The sequence below is a fragment of the Anaerotruncus sp. genome (assembly GCF_057433415.1).
The window spans coordinates 21,054-36,750 of sequence record NZ_DBMDHH010000029.1 but is presented as its reverse complement, the minus strand read 5'-3'; the positions used below and the strand labels follow the sequence as shown (position 1 = coordinate 36,750).

11 protein-coding genes are annotated in these 15,697 nt (G+C 68.3%); 7 read left to right on the top strand and 4 right to left on the bottom strand.

Annotation, left to right across the window (positions count from 1 at the left end; translation table 11 throughout):
• The 3 genes from aspS to gatB all read left to right on the top strand — a co-directional run.
• Positions 1-1,680, top strand: a 1,680-nt coding sequence (aspS, locus tag ACZO3G_RS09315; RefSeq protein WP_486847101.1) for an aspartate--tRNA ligase, incomplete at its 5' end; no start/stop codon positions are given.
• 12 nt (positions 1,681-1,692) lie between these two features.
• Positions 1,693-3,150, top strand: coding sequence for an Asp-tRNA(Asn)/Glu-tRNA(Gln) amidotransferase subunit GatA (gene gatA, locus ACZO3G_RS09310; protein WP_302549873.1), 1,458 nt, complete (start codon positions 1,693-1,695; stop codon positions 3,148-3,150).
• A complete protein-coding gene (gene gatB, locus ACZO3G_RS09305) occupies positions 3,147-4,574 on the top strand; it encodes an Asp-tRNA(Asn)/Glu-tRNA(Gln) amidotransferase subunit GatB (RefSeq protein WP_288283783.1) in 1,428 nt (475 codons plus the stop codon). The genes gatA and gatB overlap by 4 nt, the downstream gene beginning before the upstream one ends.
• A 55-nt stretch (positions 4,575-4,629) precedes the next feature.
• On the opposite strand, the gene ACZO3G_RS09300 is transcribed toward gatB, so the two are convergent.
• Entirely contained in the window at positions 4,630-5,274 is a 645-nt protein-coding gene (locus tag ACZO3G_RS09300; RefSeq protein WP_158595696.1) for a bactofilin family protein, read from the bottom strand.
• A gap of 565 nt (positions 5,275-5,839) precedes the next feature.
• Between ACZO3G_RS09300 and ACZO3G_RS09295 the strand changes: the two genes are divergently transcribed.
• The gene (locus ACZO3G_RS09295) at positions 5,840-7,219 is read left to right on the top strand and encodes a hypothetical protein (protein WP_302549875.1); all 1,380 of its coding nucleotides are present in this window, start codon (positions 5,840-5,842) and stop codon (positions 7,217-7,219) included.
• Between the two features lie 54 nt (positions 7,220-7,273).
• On the opposite strand, the gene ACZO3G_RS09290 is transcribed toward ACZO3G_RS09295, so the two are convergent.
• A complete protein-coding gene (locus ACZO3G_RS09290) occupies positions 7,274-7,843 on the bottom strand; it encodes a dipicolinate synthase subunit B (protein ID WP_101549899.1) in 570 nt (189 codons plus the stop codon).
• Positions 7,843-7,998, bottom strand: a complete 156-nt coding sequence (locus ACZO3G_RS09285) for a hypothetical protein (protein WP_288283785.1) — start codon at positions 7,996-7,998, stop codon at positions 7,843-7,845. Before ACZO3G_RS09285 ends, ACZO3G_RS09290 begins: the two co-directional genes overlap by 1 nt.
• 174 nt (positions 7,999-8,172) lie before the next feature.
• On the opposite strand from ACZO3G_RS09285, the gene ACZO3G_RS09280 reads away from it, so the two are divergent.
• Genes ACZO3G_RS09280 through ACZO3G_RS09270 form a run of 3 tightly spaced genes read left to right on the top strand, consistent with a single transcriptional unit; the run spans position 8,173 to position 9,614 of the window.
• Positions 8,173-8,763, top strand: coding sequence for a hypothetical protein (locus ACZO3G_RS09280; RefSeq protein WP_288233800.1), 591 nt, complete (start codon positions 8,173-8,175; stop codon positions 8,761-8,763).
• 3 nt (positions 8,764-8,766) lie between these two features.
• Positions 8,767-9,129, top strand: coding sequence for a type IV pilus modification PilV family protein (locus ACZO3G_RS09275; RefSeq protein ID WP_101549895.1), 363 nt, complete (start codon positions 8,767-8,769; stop codon positions 9,127-9,129).
• Positions 9,126-9,614, top strand: coding sequence for a PulJ/GspJ family protein (locus ACZO3G_RS09270; protein ID WP_101549893.1), 489 nt, complete (start codon positions 9,126-9,128; stop codon positions 9,612-9,614). The genes ACZO3G_RS09275 and ACZO3G_RS09270 overlap by 4 nt, the downstream gene beginning before the upstream one ends.
• Before the next feature lie 65 nt (positions 9,615-9,679).
• On the opposite strand, the gene ACZO3G_RS09265 is transcribed toward ACZO3G_RS09270, so the two are convergent.
• Positions 9,680-15,697, bottom strand: a complete 6,018-nt coding sequence (locus ACZO3G_RS09265; RefSeq protein ID WP_302549876.1) for a prepilin-type N-terminal cleavage/methylation domain-containing protein — start codon at positions 15,695-15,697, stop codon at positions 9,680-9,682.

Here is a 15,697-nt window from a genome sequence, read left to right as displayed (position 1 = left end):
CGCCCGGGGCTGCTCGAAAACCTGCGCTTTCGCGCACGGGTCGCGCGCCTCGTGAGCGACTTCCTCGAAAGCGAGGGGTTCCTCGCGGTGGAGACGCCGATGCTCACCAAATCCACACCCGAGGGGGCGCGCGACTACCTCGTGCCCAGCCGGGTGCACCAGGGGGAATTCTACGCGCTGCCCCAGTCGCCGCAGATCTTCAAGCAGCTCCTGATGGTCGCCGGCGTCGACAGATACTATCAGATCGCGCGGTGCTTCCGCGACGAGGACCTGCGCGCCGACCGCCAGCCCGAGTTCACGCAGGTGGATATGGAGCTCTCCTTCGTCGACCAGGAGGATATCCTGCGGCACCTCGAGCGAATGTTCCGGCACCTCTTCCGGGAGGCGATGGGGATTGAGCTCCCCGCCCCCTTCCCCCGCCTCACCTGGCGGGAGGCGATGGACCGCTACGGCTCCGACAAGCCCGATCTGCGCTTCGGGCTGCCGATCGCCGACGTGACCGAGCTTGCGCGCGGCTGCGGCTTTTCGGTCTTCCGCAAGGCCGTGGAGGCGGGCGGCGTGGTGCGCGCCCTCAACGTCAAGGGACGCTGCGATTTTTCCCGCGGCACGATTGAAGAGCTCACCAAAAAGGCCCTCGCCTACGGCGCCGGGGGGATGGCGTGGATCGCCCTCCGGGAGGACGGAGAGCCCTACTCCGTCCTGACAAAATACTTCTCCAAGGCGGACTTTGCCGCGCTGCTCGACGCGGTGGACGGCAGGCCGGGCGACTTCATCCTCTTCTGCGCCGACCGCTTCTCCACCGTCTGCCGCACCCTCGGCGGCCTGCGGCTCGATCTCGCTGACCTGCTCGGCCTGCGCAGGAACCCCGGGGATTACAAATTCTGCTTCGTCACCGACTTCCCCCAGTTCGAGTATTCCAAGGAGGAGGGCCGCTACGTCGCGACCCACCACCCCTTTACGATGCCCTATCCCGAGGACCTCCCCTACCTGCTCACCGACCCCGCCCGGGTACGCGCGCAGGCCTACGATGTGGTGCTCAACGGCGTCGAGCTCGGAAGCGGCAGCATCCGCATCCACAGCCGCGACGTTCAGAAACGGATGTTTGAGGCGCTCGGCTTCTCCGACGGGCAGATCGGGGAACGGTTCGGCTTTCTGGTCAACGCCTTCCAGTACGGCACCCCGCCTCACGGCGGCTTCGCGTTCGGGCTCGACCGGCTGGTCATGCAGATGCTCGGGGCCCCCTCCCTGCGCGACGTGATCGCCTTCCCCAAGACGAAGGATGCCCGCTGCCCACTCACCGGCGCGCCGGGCCCCGTCGACCCCGCGCAACTCGATGCGCTCGGGCTGGCCGGGCTCCTCCGGGAGGGCGTGGGCGTCCCCGCCAAGGCGCGGCGCAGCCAGGCCCGCGTCGACGTGGACGCGGCGGCAAACCTCGCCCGCCTGCGGGTCGCGCCAGAGGAGCGGGAGGCGCTCGAACGGCAGATGGCCGAGCTCGTCGCCTTTGCCGGCCAGCTCGCGGAGGCGGACACCGAGGGGGTCCCGCCCGCCGGCCATGTGGTGCCGCTGGAAAACGTCTTCCGGCCGGACAGGGCCGGAACGCCCCTGCCGCGCGCGGACCTGCTCGCGGGCGCGCCCGAGACCTGGGACGGATGCTTCTTCGTCCCGCAGGTCGTGGAATGAGGAGGGAATGAAATGAAAGACCGGCAGATCACGCGGCTGAGCGCCGCAAAGCTTTCCGCGCTGCTCCGGAGGCGGGAGCTCTCCGCCGTCGAGGCGGCGGAGGCCTACCTCTCCGAGATCGAATCCCGCGACCCGGAGATCGGGGCCTACCTGGCCGTGACGGCGGACACGGCGCGCGCCCGCGCCGCTGCGGTGGACGCGGCGCGCCTGCGGGGTGAGGAGCTCCCGCCGCTGGCGGGCGTTCCGGTGGCGCTCAAGGACAACATCTGCACCCGCTTCGCGCCCACCACCTGCGCCTCCCGGATGCTCGAGGGCTTCACCCCGCCCTACGACGCGCACGTCGTCGAACGGCTGGAGGCCGGGCGGATGGTACCGCTCGGCAAGTGCAACATGGATGAATTCGCGATGGGCTCGACCACCGAGAGCTCCTTCTTCCAGATCACCCGCAACCCCGCGGACCCCTCCCGCGTGCCGGGCGGCAGCTCGGGCGGCTCGGCGGCGGCGGTCGCCGCCTGTGAGGCTCCCTGCGCGCTCGGCTCGGACACGGGCGGCTCCATCCGCCAGCCCGCCGCCTTCTGCGGCGTGGTCGGCATGAAGCCGACCTACGGCGCCGTCTCCCGCTATGGGCTCGTCGCCTTCGCCTCCTCCCTCGACCAGATCGGGCCGCTCACCCGGACGGTGCGGGACTCCGCGCTGCTGCTCGACGTGATCGCCGGGCACGACCCGCGCGACGCGACCAGCCTTGCGCGGGAGTGGGGGAGCTTCGGCTCCCAACTCGGCCGGGAGGCCGGGGGGCTGCGCGCCGCGCTCCCCGCGGAATTCTTCGGCGGGGGGATCGCCCCCGAGGTCTCCGCCGCCGTCAAGGCCGCCGCCGCGCGGTACGAGCATCTCGGCGTGCGGGTGGAGGAGGTCTCGCTGCCCACCCTGCGCCATGCCCTGCCCGCCTACTACGTGCTCTCCTCCGCCGAGGCGTCCTCCAACCTCGCCCGGTTCGACGGGGTACGCTGCGGCTTTCGCGCCGAGGGTTGCCGCGACATCGGCGAGCTCTACCGGGAGAGCCGCAGTCAGGGATTCGGCGCGGAAGTCAAACGGCGCATCCTGCTCGGCAGCTTTGTGCTGAGCGCGGGGTATTACGACGCCTACTATAAGAAGGCGCTCGAGGTGCGCACCCTCGTCCAGCGGGATTTCGCGCGCGTCTTCGAGCGGTTCGACTTCCTGCTGGCCCCCGTCGCGCCCACCACGGCCTGCCGGCTCGGGGAAAAGCGGAACAGCCCGCTTGAGATGTACATGGGCGACGTGTGCACGGTGCCGGTCAACATCGCCGGTCTGCCCGCGCTGTCGATACCCTGCGGGACCGGCGCGCGGGGGCTTCCCATCGGGATGCAGCTGATCGGGAGGCCGTTTTCCGAACAGCTCCTCTACCGCGCCGCCTACGCCTATGAACAGAGCGAGGGAGGGAAACAGCCATGAGCGCGCGCGATCGATATGAGATGGTCATCGGGCTCGAGGTCCACTGCGAGCTCAAAACCGCGTCCAAGATCTTCTGCTCCTGCCCCACCGCCTTCGGCGCGGAGCCGAACACCCAGTGTTGCCCCGTCTGCACCGGTATGCCGGGCGCGCTGCCCGTGCTCAACCGGCAGGCGGTCGCATACGCCGTCAAGGCGGGGCTCGCCACAAACTGCCGCATCGCTTCCCACTCCCGGCAGGACCGCAAGAACTACTTCTATCCCGACCTGCCCAAGGGCTACCAGATCTCACAGCTCGACCAGCCCCTCTGTGAAAACGGCTTTCTTGAGATTGAGACGGAGGCCGGCTCCAAGCGGATTGGCATCACCCGCATCCACATCGAGGAGGACGCGGGCAAGCTTGTGCACATCGAGGGGCAGGGCACCCTCGTCGACTGCAACCGCTGCGGGGTACCGCTCATCGAGATTGTCTCGGAGCCCGACCTGCGCTCGGCGGAGGAGGCCAAGGCCTATCTGCGCAAGCTGCGCGCCGTCCTGCTCTACACCGGCGTCTCCGACTGCCGGATGAACGAGGGCTCGATGCGCTGCGACGTCAACCTCTCGGTGCGCAGGAGGGGGGTGGAAACCCTCGGCACCCGCACCGAGATGAAGAACCTCAACAGCTTCCAGTTCATCTCCAGGGCGATCGCATTTGAATTCGCACGGCAGGCGGACGCGCTCGAGGCCGGGGAACCGGTCGTGCAGGAGACCCGCCGGTTCGACCAGGCGTCCGGCAGGACCCTTCCGATGCGCCGCAAGGAGGACGCCGACGACTACCGCTACTTTCCCGACCCCGACCTGCCGCCCATCGCCGTCTCCCGGGAGGAGCTCGACGCGCTGCGCGGGGAGATCCCGGCGCTGCCCGACGAGCGCAAGCGCAGGTACGTCGGGCGCTGGGGGCTCACCCCCTTTGCCGCCGAGCTGCTCACCCTCCGCAGGGAGGCGGCCGACTACTTCGAGGAAACCGCCGCGCTCACCCGCTTTCCCGCGCTCGCGGCGAACCTCATCCAGAGCGCCGCGGTCCCCCTGCTCGGGCAGGACGGCGGAAGCATCCCCCTGCCTCCCGCGCACATGGCCCAAATCGCCGACCTGCTCGGGGAGGGCGGGATCAACAGCGGCACCGCCCGCCGCCTCGTCCGTGAGCTGTGGGACACCGGCCGCGACCCACTCGAAACGGTGCACGCGGAGGGGCTCGGACAGCTCAGCGACCGGGAGGCGCTCACCGTGCTGGCGCGCGAGGCGCTCGTCGAACTTCCCCGCGCCGCCGGCGACTACCGGAACGGCAGGACCGCCGCGCTCCAGTCCCTCGTCGGACGGGTGATGCGGAAGACGGCGGGGCGCGGCAACCCCGCCCTGCTCCAGGAGATCTTCCGCTCCCTGCTCGGCTGAATGGCAAAAAACGGGGCCCGTTCCACATCTGGAACGGGCCCCGCGGATATTTTGCTCAGAGGTTTTCAAACGCCTTTTCGATCTCCTTGTCGCGGAGCACCTTGAGGGCGCCGTGGATGACCGCGCCCTGGTCGATGGTGACCAGCTCGGAGGTGACGTCGCCCAGCAGCATGGCGTTCTGGTTGAAGACCGCCGCCTCCCGCGTCGTGACGTTGCCCTTGACGCGGCCGTTGATCGTGGCGCGCGCCGCGCCGATATCCCCGACCAGCACCGACTCCCCGTCCATCGTCAGGATGGCGGAGGCCGTGACATTGCCCTGCACCCGGCAGGCCACCATCTCGATGTTGTTGCCCTGGACGTTCCCGGTCACCTGCCCGCAGATGCGGACGTTGCCCTTCGCGTCGATATCCCCCTTCATCTCGCCGAGCATTTCGACATGCCCGTCCGACGAGATCGTGCCGGTGATCGACGTACCCGCCGAAACGGTCGTCTTCTGCATCCCCTTGGCGGCGGGCGCCGGGCTCGCCGCGGGTTCCTCCGCCGCGGGCTCCTCCACGGCCGGGGCCTGGCGGCGGTCCTTTTTGCCGCCCTCGTTCACCGCCAGCATGCTGAACCCGCCGAAGGCCGACAGGGCCACCGGGGCGATCAGGCCGATGCCAAACAGGCTTTTCAGGGTCGCCAGCATCCGTTTTACACTCATGTTAACCATCCTCTCGTTTCCATTCTCAAACCCATGCCGGACAAGACCACCTCCGGCCGGTGGAAAACGCCCACGCGCGCCAGCCGCGGGCCGCTACCGCGAGCCCGGCGCACCTTGATCAAATGTAACTTCATTATAGAATACTTTCCAAATTGTTGCAAGATGTTTAGAAATTTTTACCTATATTCATGCAACTTTTTCTGTTACCAGCCTTAAATTGTGAAGTCTGTCTTCCGGAAAGATCGATTTAACCGAACATTTTAGATATTTCGCGGAACTATTTTTGATCGAGTCGATCGGCATTTTTTTAGTTTTGTGACTAGAAAAGGGAAGTTTTTGAGCCTTCCGGCCACAAAAGACGCCCCGTCCGCCCTTTTGGGGACCGCCCCGCAGGCCGCCGCCCTCCGCCCGGCCGCCAAAACCGGCGCGGACGCGGCGGCACGGAAAAGCCTCCTCCCGCCCGGCAAAACGCTCCGCCGTGACCTCCGGGTCCTTTTTCCATCTTGCGTCCCCCGCCGGCGGGAGGTATACTGAATTCAAATCGGATTGGATTGGGGGAACCGGAATGAAAAAGAGCGTTGCCCGCGCGGCGGGACTGTGCGCGGCCCTCCTGCTTTCGCTGGGCGGGTGCGCGCCGGCCCAGCCCGCGCCGCAGGAGGCGCCGGCGGCGGCCGCGGCGGAGGCGTCCGGGACGGAGGAAGAAGCGGCGGCTGTTTCCGCCGCACCAGAGGGCTATTGCGAGGTGCATATCGCCTTTCCGGACAACCGCGAGAGCGTCGGGACGGGCGAGGACCTGCGCGTGGACGAAAACGGCGACCTGCTCCCGCCCGCCCGGAGCGGCGCGGTGGATTACCGCGCGGAGGAGCTCGTCACCCTCGACCTGCTGCTCCCCGAGGGGTGGACCGCGCGGCTCCCCGCTGAAGGGGAGGGCACCTATGCGGAGATGCTCCGCGGGCCGGTCAACCTCTATCGCGGCGGGCAGTGCGTCGGCACCGTGGGGTACGACCGCTTTGACGACGAACCGATCGAGGCGTGGGAGGACTACGGCTTCGACGCGCCCCCGGCCGATTACCAGGGCTACTACCGCTGGCTGATGACCGGCGTTCGCACCTGGGACGACAGCTACACCCTTGTCGCGCAGACGGGACGGGCCGTCTCCGCGACCTGCCGGGTCCGCTACCCCGCGCGGCTTTTCGGGGACGGCGCGGACTACTATAACAAAGGCGTACTCTGCTGCGACCTCGACCTGCTCTACTTCACCGGCATCGAACTGCTCGACAGCGCCCTCACCGACGAACAGCTCCGCGTAATTGCCGACAGCATCAGGCTGTCGGCGGGCGAGCGTCCCTTCGGCCCGCCGCTGCCCGTCCCCTCCATCGAGACCCCGGCGGGCTTCCGGCAGGCGGAGGTGCTCTTTCCCGCCTATCAGGAGGGGAAAACCGACTACAACGCCGAAATCTATGAGCATTCTCCCTTCCGGCTGCGCATGGCGCTGCCCGAGGGCTGGACGGTCCGCAGGCCCGCGCGGGCGGAGGCGGCCGCGGACCTCTTCACCCCGATGGACCTCTATGACGGGGAGACCCGCGTCGGCAGCGTCGGCTGCGGGACCTTCACCTTCGTCGGGCCGACGACCGGGGAAAACTTCCACCGCATGATCTACGGCCCGCTGATGCTCGGTTCGGTCGTCAACTGGGACAACGACTACACCCCCGTCACGATGACCGAGACGACCTGCACCGCAACCTGCCGGGTGATGTGCAAGGCGGACGGCCCCGAATGGGAGGCAGTCAGCATGGCGGACAGGCCCGAACGCTACAGCCCGGCCATCCTCTCCTATGATGAAAAGCTGCTCGTCTACGTGGCGTTCTCCTTCGAGGAGGGGCTCGTCACCGGCGAACAGCTCGACGGCATCGCGCGGACCATCCGGCTCCTGCCGGAACGGTGACGCCAAAAAGCCCCCGTCCGCCTGCGCGGACGGGGGCTTCATCGTTTCATCGGGTCACGCATAGACCGGCTGGAGCTGCTTTCCCGCGAGCGCGGCCTCGAGCGCCGCGCCCACCTTGTCGAAGTGCGCCACCACCGAGGTCGGCTTTTTGACCGGGTCGTCCTGCGACATCGGGACGAAATAGACGTTCTTGGCGTTCATCAGCACGCCGATGTTGCGCGCCGAACCGGAGAGCGCGTCGTTGGTCGACACCGCCAGCAAAAGCGGGTTCCCGTTGCGCAGATTCGATTTCGCGGCCATCGTCACGGGGGTGTCGTTCACACCGTTGGCGAGCTTGCCGAGGGTGTTGCCCGTGCAGGGGACGATCACCATCGCGTCGAGCAGGTTTTTCGGGCCGATCGGCTCGACCTCCTCGATCGTGTGCCACACCTTGCGGCCGCACGCCCGCTCGATCCGATCGATCCAGTCGGCGGCCTTGCCGAAGCGGTTGTCGGAGACGTAGGAAATCGGGGAGAGGATCGGGAACACGTCGTAGGTCCCCGCAAGCTCCTCCATCACCGGCAGCACCTTCGCCCAGGTACAGAAGGAACCGGTCATGGCAAAGCCCAGTTTTAATTTGTCCATCACAGCACCTCCTGTTCAGACAGGCAGTTGCCGATCGTGTCGAGGATGATCTCTCCGGCGGTGATCGGCGCGGTTTTTCCGGGCAGCGAAAGCGCCCAGATCGTTTTGATGCCGAGGTCGCCGGCGGCTTCAAGATCTACCCCGGTAGAGCGCACATTTGGATAGGGCGGGGAGTCGGGGTGGAGCGGACGTTTGCACTACCATTTTCTGTGCGGTTACACAAGTCCGGACCCTGATTCTGGAAGGGATGCGCGGTTGAAAAAAGGCGCTGTTTCTGGTATGATGACAGGTAGGAACAGGGCAACTGAAACATACGGGGAGGCGGGGCCATGCGCACCGGAAACAAAAAGGGATACGTCCTGCTGACGGTCGTCTGCGTCTTCGCCTTTCTGTCGGCGCTCGGCTTCACCCTCCTGACGGCGGCGCTCGCGAACATGCAGAGCGCAGAGCGCAAGCTCGCCAGCGCGCAGACCGACGCCTACGCCGTCTCGCTGGCCGAATCGGTCAACGGCATGGTGGAGGCGGGGCGGTTCGAGCCGCTCGTATCGGGGTGGAAACAGGCCGCCGCGGCTTCCGCCAGCATCCCCGACGGCCGGGATTCGGTCTTTTTGCCGGGGAGAGGCGCGGCGAACGCCCTGGAATCGGAGGAGATCGCCGTCGCGGACCCGGCCGACCCCGGCGCGGACGGCCGGACGGTACGCATGGACGCCTCCTTCTGCCTTTCGGACGTCACCGTCCGCCGGGACCCCGCCGACCCGGACAACCGCAGCAAATATACCGCCTCCGGAACGCTCGAGGCCGATCTGGCCGTCACCTGCCAGCTTGACGGCCGGGAGGTGGTCATCCGGTTCCACAGCACCTTCGACGCGGCGGCGGACGCCGGGAAGTGGAAGCTGCGCCAGTTTGTAAAGGGGGACTGAGCCATGCGCCGGAAAATTGGGAAGCCGCTCCGGGATAAACGGGGCTTTACGCTGATCGAATCGGTGCTCGGCGTGCTGCTCTTCGCGCTCGTGATGACGGTCGTCGCGGCCCTCTTCGTCACCGCGTCGCGCATCACGATCCGCACCCAGCAGTCGGAAAACGCGGTCAACCAGGTCATCGCCCTCTCGGAGGAGGCGGGCGCGGACCTCTCTGCGCCCTACGAGACGCGGGATTTCTCCCTCGTCAGCGGCGGAACGGTGAACGAGGAGCTACGGCTTGTGACCTACGAGGTATCAAACGGCGACGGGACGGTGCGCCTGAGCAAATTCGTCTACGCGCCCGCGGAAACGGGGGGAACGCCATGAGCCGCCTGCGCGCCCTGCTGCGGAAAAAAAGGGGCTTCACCCTCATCGAGATGATCGTGGCGATGACCGTCTCCGCCCTGCTGATGGCGGGGATCGCCGCGCTGCTGCCGAGCTTTGTGAAAATCCACGCGCACAGCATCGACCTCTCCTACGCGAAAAAGATCTCCAACAGCATCGAGGAGGCGCTTGGCAACGAGCTCTCCTTCGCCTCCCGCGTCTCCGTCTCGGCGGACGGCGCGGTCCTCACCTACACCGGCCGTCACGGGGAAAAGACGGTCGACGGGAACGCCGACCCGCCGGTTGTCGAAGGGCTCGCCTACGACCCCGGCTACTACATGGGCCAGCAGGTCACCCTCCGCTTTTCCCTCGACGGGGAGGTCTGCACCGTCTCGATCGCCGTGCGCGACCGCACGGGCGGCAGCCTCTACAGCGCCGACAGGCCCATCCGGCTGCACGGGGTCCAGCCCGCCGCCTCCGAGCCGTGATCCGGACATGCAAAAAAGCGCCCCCGGGTTCCCACCATGTGGGACCCGGGGGCGCTTCGCGCATTCTATGAGGCGGGCGGTTCCCCGCCCTCCGCGGGATCGTCCGGGACGGAGGACGGCTCCGGGGATGAGGACGCCTCCTCGGGCGGAGGCTCCACCGGGGCCGCTTCCTCGGAGGAGGACCCGGAGGGACCGTCCTCGGACGGGCCTCCGGACGGATCATCCGCCGGAGGCGCCGCGTCCTCCCCCTCCGGGGTGGAAGCCTCGGGCGGGAGCGGATCGTCCGGCGGGACCTCTTCCTCCTCCATGACCGCGAGCGGCCACGGCAGGCTTTCCAGCGCCGCCCGCACCGCCGTGCGGTCGGTGAAGTCGGGCGCCGGGACGCCGTTTTCCTCAAAGAGGGCCGCCGTCAGCCGCCGGTCGGCGGGCGGTTCGTTCTCCGCGGGGCTGTCGGCCGGGGTGTAGACGGTCCCCGCGCCCACCGAGCGGATGCCGTCCGACGGATCGGCATAGTAGAAGCTGTCGGTGATGACCGCGTCGTCCGTCCGCTTCCCGGCAAGGCCGCCGCTCGAGGAGGCCCTGCCTTCCACCGCGCCGAGGTTGAGGCAGTCGTCCAGCGCCCCTTCGAGGCTCCCGACGAGGCCGCCGGTATTCGTATCGCCCCGCACCGCCGCCGTATTGTCACTGCTTTCCAGGGTGGACTTACCGTCGGCCGAGCCCGCGAGCCCGCCCGTCTGGCTGCCGCCCATCACCGCGCCGGTGTTGACGCTCTGCCAAAGGGCGCTGTTATCCACCTTGCCGGCGAGCCCGCCGGTATTGGCGCCGCCCGTGACGGGCGCGGTATTCCTGCTGTCCTCGAGGCGGGAGCCGGCCCGCAGGCTCCCCACGATCCCGCCGACGGTCCCGCCGTCCGCGCGGACCTCCCCGCTGTTTTCGCAGGTTTCGATCGTGCTGCCCACCGCCGCGCCGGCGATGCCGCCCGCGGTTCCGGGGCCTCCCGCCGCGCCCACGGGCGCGGAGTTGCGGCAGTTGACGAGCACGCTTCCGTCCGTCGCCTGCCCGGCGATGCCGCCCAGGCCCAGCGGGACGGCGGTGACCGCCCCGCGGTTGTCGCACTCCTCGATCCGGGTGGCGCCCGCGCCGCCCACGATGCCGCCCGTGTTTCCGTTCCCGGCGGTATTGCCGCTGTGGCGGACCTCCCCCTCGTTGATGCAGCGGACGATCTCCATCTTCGAGACGCCGCCCGCGATGCCGCCGACGCTGTTCTGCGAGCTCTTACCGTTCGCGGGAAGCTCGACAAGCCCCCGGTTCACGCAGTCGAGGATGCGCGAGCCGCTGCTCTGCTGGGTCCCGCCGAGAATGCCGCCCGCGTTGCGTTCGGCGCTTGAGACCTTCCCGCGGTTCTCGCAGTATTGGATGACGATGGCGTTTTCCTTATTTTCGCCGACGATGCCGCCGACGTTATAGCTCTCGCTGTGCACCGTCGCGGTGTTGACCACCGGGCGGTCCGGCTCGCCCGAAATGCCGACGCGCGCCTCTCCGGCGATCCCGCCGACCCGGATGCCGGTGCCGTTGACTGTGAAGTTTTCGCCGTTTTCGTACTGGCGGAGGCTCCCCGTCTGCAGGTAGCCGACCAGCCCGCCAACCGAGCTGCCGCCGCTCACCCTGACCGGCTGGACGGCGGGGACGGCGTTGTCCTTGAGGGAGCCGTTGTTGGTGCCGACCAGCCCGCCGACATAGTTGCCCTCCCCCTTGACCGTGAGCCCGCCCTCGGGCGGGTCGAGCACGCAGGATTCCACCGCGCCGTCCGTATCGACCGAGCTTCCGCTGCTGCCGACCAGCCCGCCCGCGTTGGAGGTCCCGTTCGAGGCCTTCCCCGCCGAGACGTAGCCGCCGCGCATGGTACAGAAGCTGACCGTCCCGCGGCTCGACCCGGCGATCCCGCCCGCCGCGCTGGCGGAGGCGGTCACGTCCGCGCCGCTCTCGCAGTTGGTGATCTCCTTGCGGCTGTCGTGGCTGCCGGCGATGCCGCCCACGTAGGAGCCGCCCTCGACCGACTTGCCTTCGTTCGTGCAGCCCTCGATCGTCGCCTGGTTTTTCCCGACGATGCCGCCCGTCGCGTCCCCACCGAAGATATCCCCTTCATTCCGGCAGTCCCCGATCCGCACCGCCGTGTTCTCCGTCTGGCCCGCGATGCCGCCAACATATTTCCCCTTGCTCTCGATATCGCCGTAGTTGGCGCAGTTCTCCACTGTGACGTCCCCGCGCGCGCCGCCGAGGATGCCGCCCGTCTTGTCGGGGTCCCCGGTGTCGGTGAGGTCGGCATAGTTGTAGCATTCGGTCACGGTGACCGCCGTGCTTCCTCCGGGCGAGGAGTAGCCCGCCACGCCGCCGAGGCCGCTCCCGGCGTTCCAGAGGCGGGGTTGGCCCCCGTCGTCCGGGTCGAGGTCCTCAAAGCCGTTGAAGCAGTTTTCAATCCTGCCGCCGTCCATGCGGCCCACGACGCCGCCCACATAGGAGCCGCCGGTATATTCGCTGCCGACCGTGCCCTCGTTGGAGCAGTCCGACAGCGTGCCCGCGCGCACATAGCCCGCGACGCCGCCCAGATAGTTCGCGCCCGCGCCCTTCCCCGGGTTCTCGACAAGCCCCGCGTTGACGCCGTTCCCGGCGTAGGCGCCGCTCTCCATGACGCCGGCCACCCCGCCGAAATAGTTCCCGCCGAGGCCGGAGACCCTGCCCTCGTTGCGGCAGCCCTCGAGCGACTGGTCCGAACGCCCCGCGACGCCGCCCGCCGCCTCGCCGTCCGCCTGCACGAGCCCCCGGTTGACGCACTCGGTCAGGCCGGCATGGGTGTAGCCGACGACGCCGCCGACATTGCCCGCGCCACTGACAAACGCTGCGTTTTCCAGCCCGGTATGGGCCTGGCTTCCCTCCAGCCCGACATAGCCGCCCGCGTTTTTGCCCGACGCGAGCACCTTGAGCAGCCCGGACACGTCCACCGATTCGCCCGGCGCCAGCAGGTTGGCCGCGCGTCTGTCTGGGCCGTTCCGGGTGCCGCTGATCAGGCCGGAACCGGTGTTCCAGCCCACGACGCCGCCCACGTTCTCCACGCCCTGCACGATGCCGTTCGCGGCGGAAAATTCCGCGAAATCGCAGTCGGAAACCGTGCCGGTGTTTTTGCCCGCGATGCCGCCGACCTGTTTTTCGCCAAAGACGCTACCCGCGAGGGTGCAGCCGGAGATCTCCCCGGCGTTCTCCCCGGCGATGCCGCCCACGGCCTGCCCGTAGAGGGCGTTCGCGGGCAGGGCTTCCCACCTGCCGGGGGCCTCGGAGACGCCCGCGCCGTTATAGAGCGCGGCGCTGTTTTTGCTCTCCTCGATGCGGCCTCCCGCGGCGTTCAGCCCAGCGATGCCGCCGATCTGCCCGATCGCTGCGCCGCCCGAGACGGGATACCCCCGCACGAGTCCCTTGTTCTCGCTGCCGGTAATCGTGAGCCGGTTGCTCCCCACGAGACCGCCGACCCGCTGTCCGCCCAGGACGTTCGCCTCGTTCACAAGGCCGCCGGGCGCGAAATCGCATCCGCCGAAGAGGCCGCCCACGTCCGCGCCGCCCGAAACGTCGCCGACGCTGCGCACCGTCCCCGAGAGGGCGAGCCCCTCCGCGTACCCGGCGACGCCGCCCGCGTAGCTTCCGCCGGCGGCCAGCGTACGGCTGACCGCCGTCTGGAGCGCGCCGCCCCGCATCGCGCCGAACAGGCCGCCGGCATAGCTGCCGCCGCCCGTGAGGGTGTAGTCGAGGACCAGGCGGCCGTCCGCTGCGCCGCCGAAATGAGGATTCACCTCCGCGGTGAGCCCCGTCCCAGCGTAGACCACGGCGCCCGCGGACACCGTCCGGTAGCTGCCGCCGATGCTCTCCCCGACGAGGCCGCCGACATAGCTCCCCGTCCCGGTCACCCGCGAAAGCGCGGAGAAATCCGCGCTCCCGCCCGAGATATCCGGTTTGGCGGGCGGGATCTCGGTGGGCTCCACCGGGTCGGGCGGCTTCTGGCCCACCTCGCCCAAATCCGCCCACTGGGGCGGCCGGGCGGCCCACTCAGGGTGGTAGTTGCTGCCGCTCATCGCCACGCAGATCCAGTAATGCCCCTGGTAGATCACCTGTTCTCCGGACGCATATCGCCTCTCCTCCCAGTCGGGCCACTCCCCGTCCGGGTCGGGCGCGGGCATCGGGAACCACGGCGTCTCCGGCGTACCCGGAACCACGCCCGCGGGAATCTGATCGTCGGCGCAGATATACCAGCGCCCCTGATCGGTCACCACCGCGCCGAGGCGGTAGATCGTGCCCGCCTGCCACTCCTCCACATTGGAAAAGCTTACGCCGCCAGCCCGCCGGGGCTGCCAGTCGGGGATTTTTTCCCAGTAGCCCTCCGCCTTTTTGTTCTGGGGCGGGACTCCGCGCAGCTCCTCGGGCAGGTCCTTTATGCAGCGGTAGTAGGTATTTCCATGCTTGACGATATCCCCCGCCAGATAGGCAAATCCGTTTTCCCAGCGGTCGCCCGGCGTGGGGCGGTCGGACGGGGTGTCCCCGCCGCCCGAGCCTCCCGAACCGCCCGCATCGTAAATCGGCTCTCCACGGCTGCGCAGGTGGCAGTCCTCCATCCGCGCGTCGGTCGCCCGGCCCGCGAACGCGCCCACATGGTCCGCGCCCGCGACGCGCGCATCCTCCAGGATGAGGCGCTCCAGGTCCGCGCCCGAAAGCTCGGCAAACAGCCCCACGAAACTCGTCCGGGGACTCTGCGCCGGGTTCTTTTTGCCCGCGTCCTCCCACGCGGGATCGATCGTCAGGCCGGTGATCACGCCGTGAGTCCCCCCGTCCGGGGGCGCGGTCTTATAAGCCCCCGTGAACGCCTCCCCGTCGGGGAAGCGCGTGGGGACGAAGTTTAAATCGTTCGGCGAGCGGTAGTCGTTTTCCGCGGCCTGCCAGTCGATGACCGCCGAGGTCTGCAAAAAGTCGCTCCCGCTTGGCGCGTAGCGCATGTTGTTGAGATGCCGGGCGTTTTTGATCTCGTAGAGCGTCATACCGCCCGGCGCGCTCTCCCCCGCGAAATGGGAGTGTTCCTCGTTGGACCGCCCGGCCGCGTCCTCCGCGCCCGGGGCTTTGGCGACCACCTCCGCGGTGATCAGTCCCGGACGGATGCCCGGATACCGGCTCACGCTGTGGTGCAGGCAGTCGAGCACCAGGATCAGCCTGCCGCTCAGCGGGTCCTTATAGAGGATGCTGCCGTTGGTGGGGGTGTCCTCCGCCACGGATACGTCCGCGACCTGGAGCTTGAAGAGGTTGGGCAGGCCGGGGAGCTCCAGCACCTGCGCGCCGTCCTGGTAGACGCGCAGGTCGTAGGTGACCGACTCGTCGTAGGGCACGGGGGTCACGTCGTTCCATTCGACGGTGAGGCGTTCCCCGTTTTCGATCCGCACGGTCGGCGCCTCGAGCGTCATCGCGCCGCCCAGTTCGCCGGTGTAGTCCACGCCGTAGTAGCCCTGCCGCTTGCGCTTCAGGTCGTCGCGGCTGCGGCTGACGACGTTCGCCCCGTCGGTCTCCGCGCCCTCGTAGCCGAGCGCCCCCGCCTGCTCGCTGTAAAAGACCGCCCGGACGACGCCGGTGGTCCGGTTGTATTCGATCAGAATGGAATTCTCGAGCACCCCGGCGTCCGCCAGATAGGGGCGCAGCACCTTGTCGAGAACGGGGTCCCCGCCGCCCGCCCTGCTGATGCGCAGCGCGCGGATGTTGTTCCGGTTCTTCTCGAGCTCCTCCGTGCCCGGAGTAGGCTTCACGTCCGCGTCGAGGTCCACCTCCCAGCTCTCGGTGTTCAGCTCGTCGAAGAGGCTGGTGCCGCGCGCGTTGGTAAACGCCTCCTGCGCGGACAGAAAAATCGTCCGTGCGCTCTGGTTGAGCCGCACCGACTCTGCGCTGCGGTACCACGCCAGAAAGGAAGGCGTCACAACGGCCAGCAGGACGCCGATCACGGCAATGACCACGACCATCTCCACGAGGGTGAACCCGCGCCTGTAATTTTGTTTTCCGCGCAT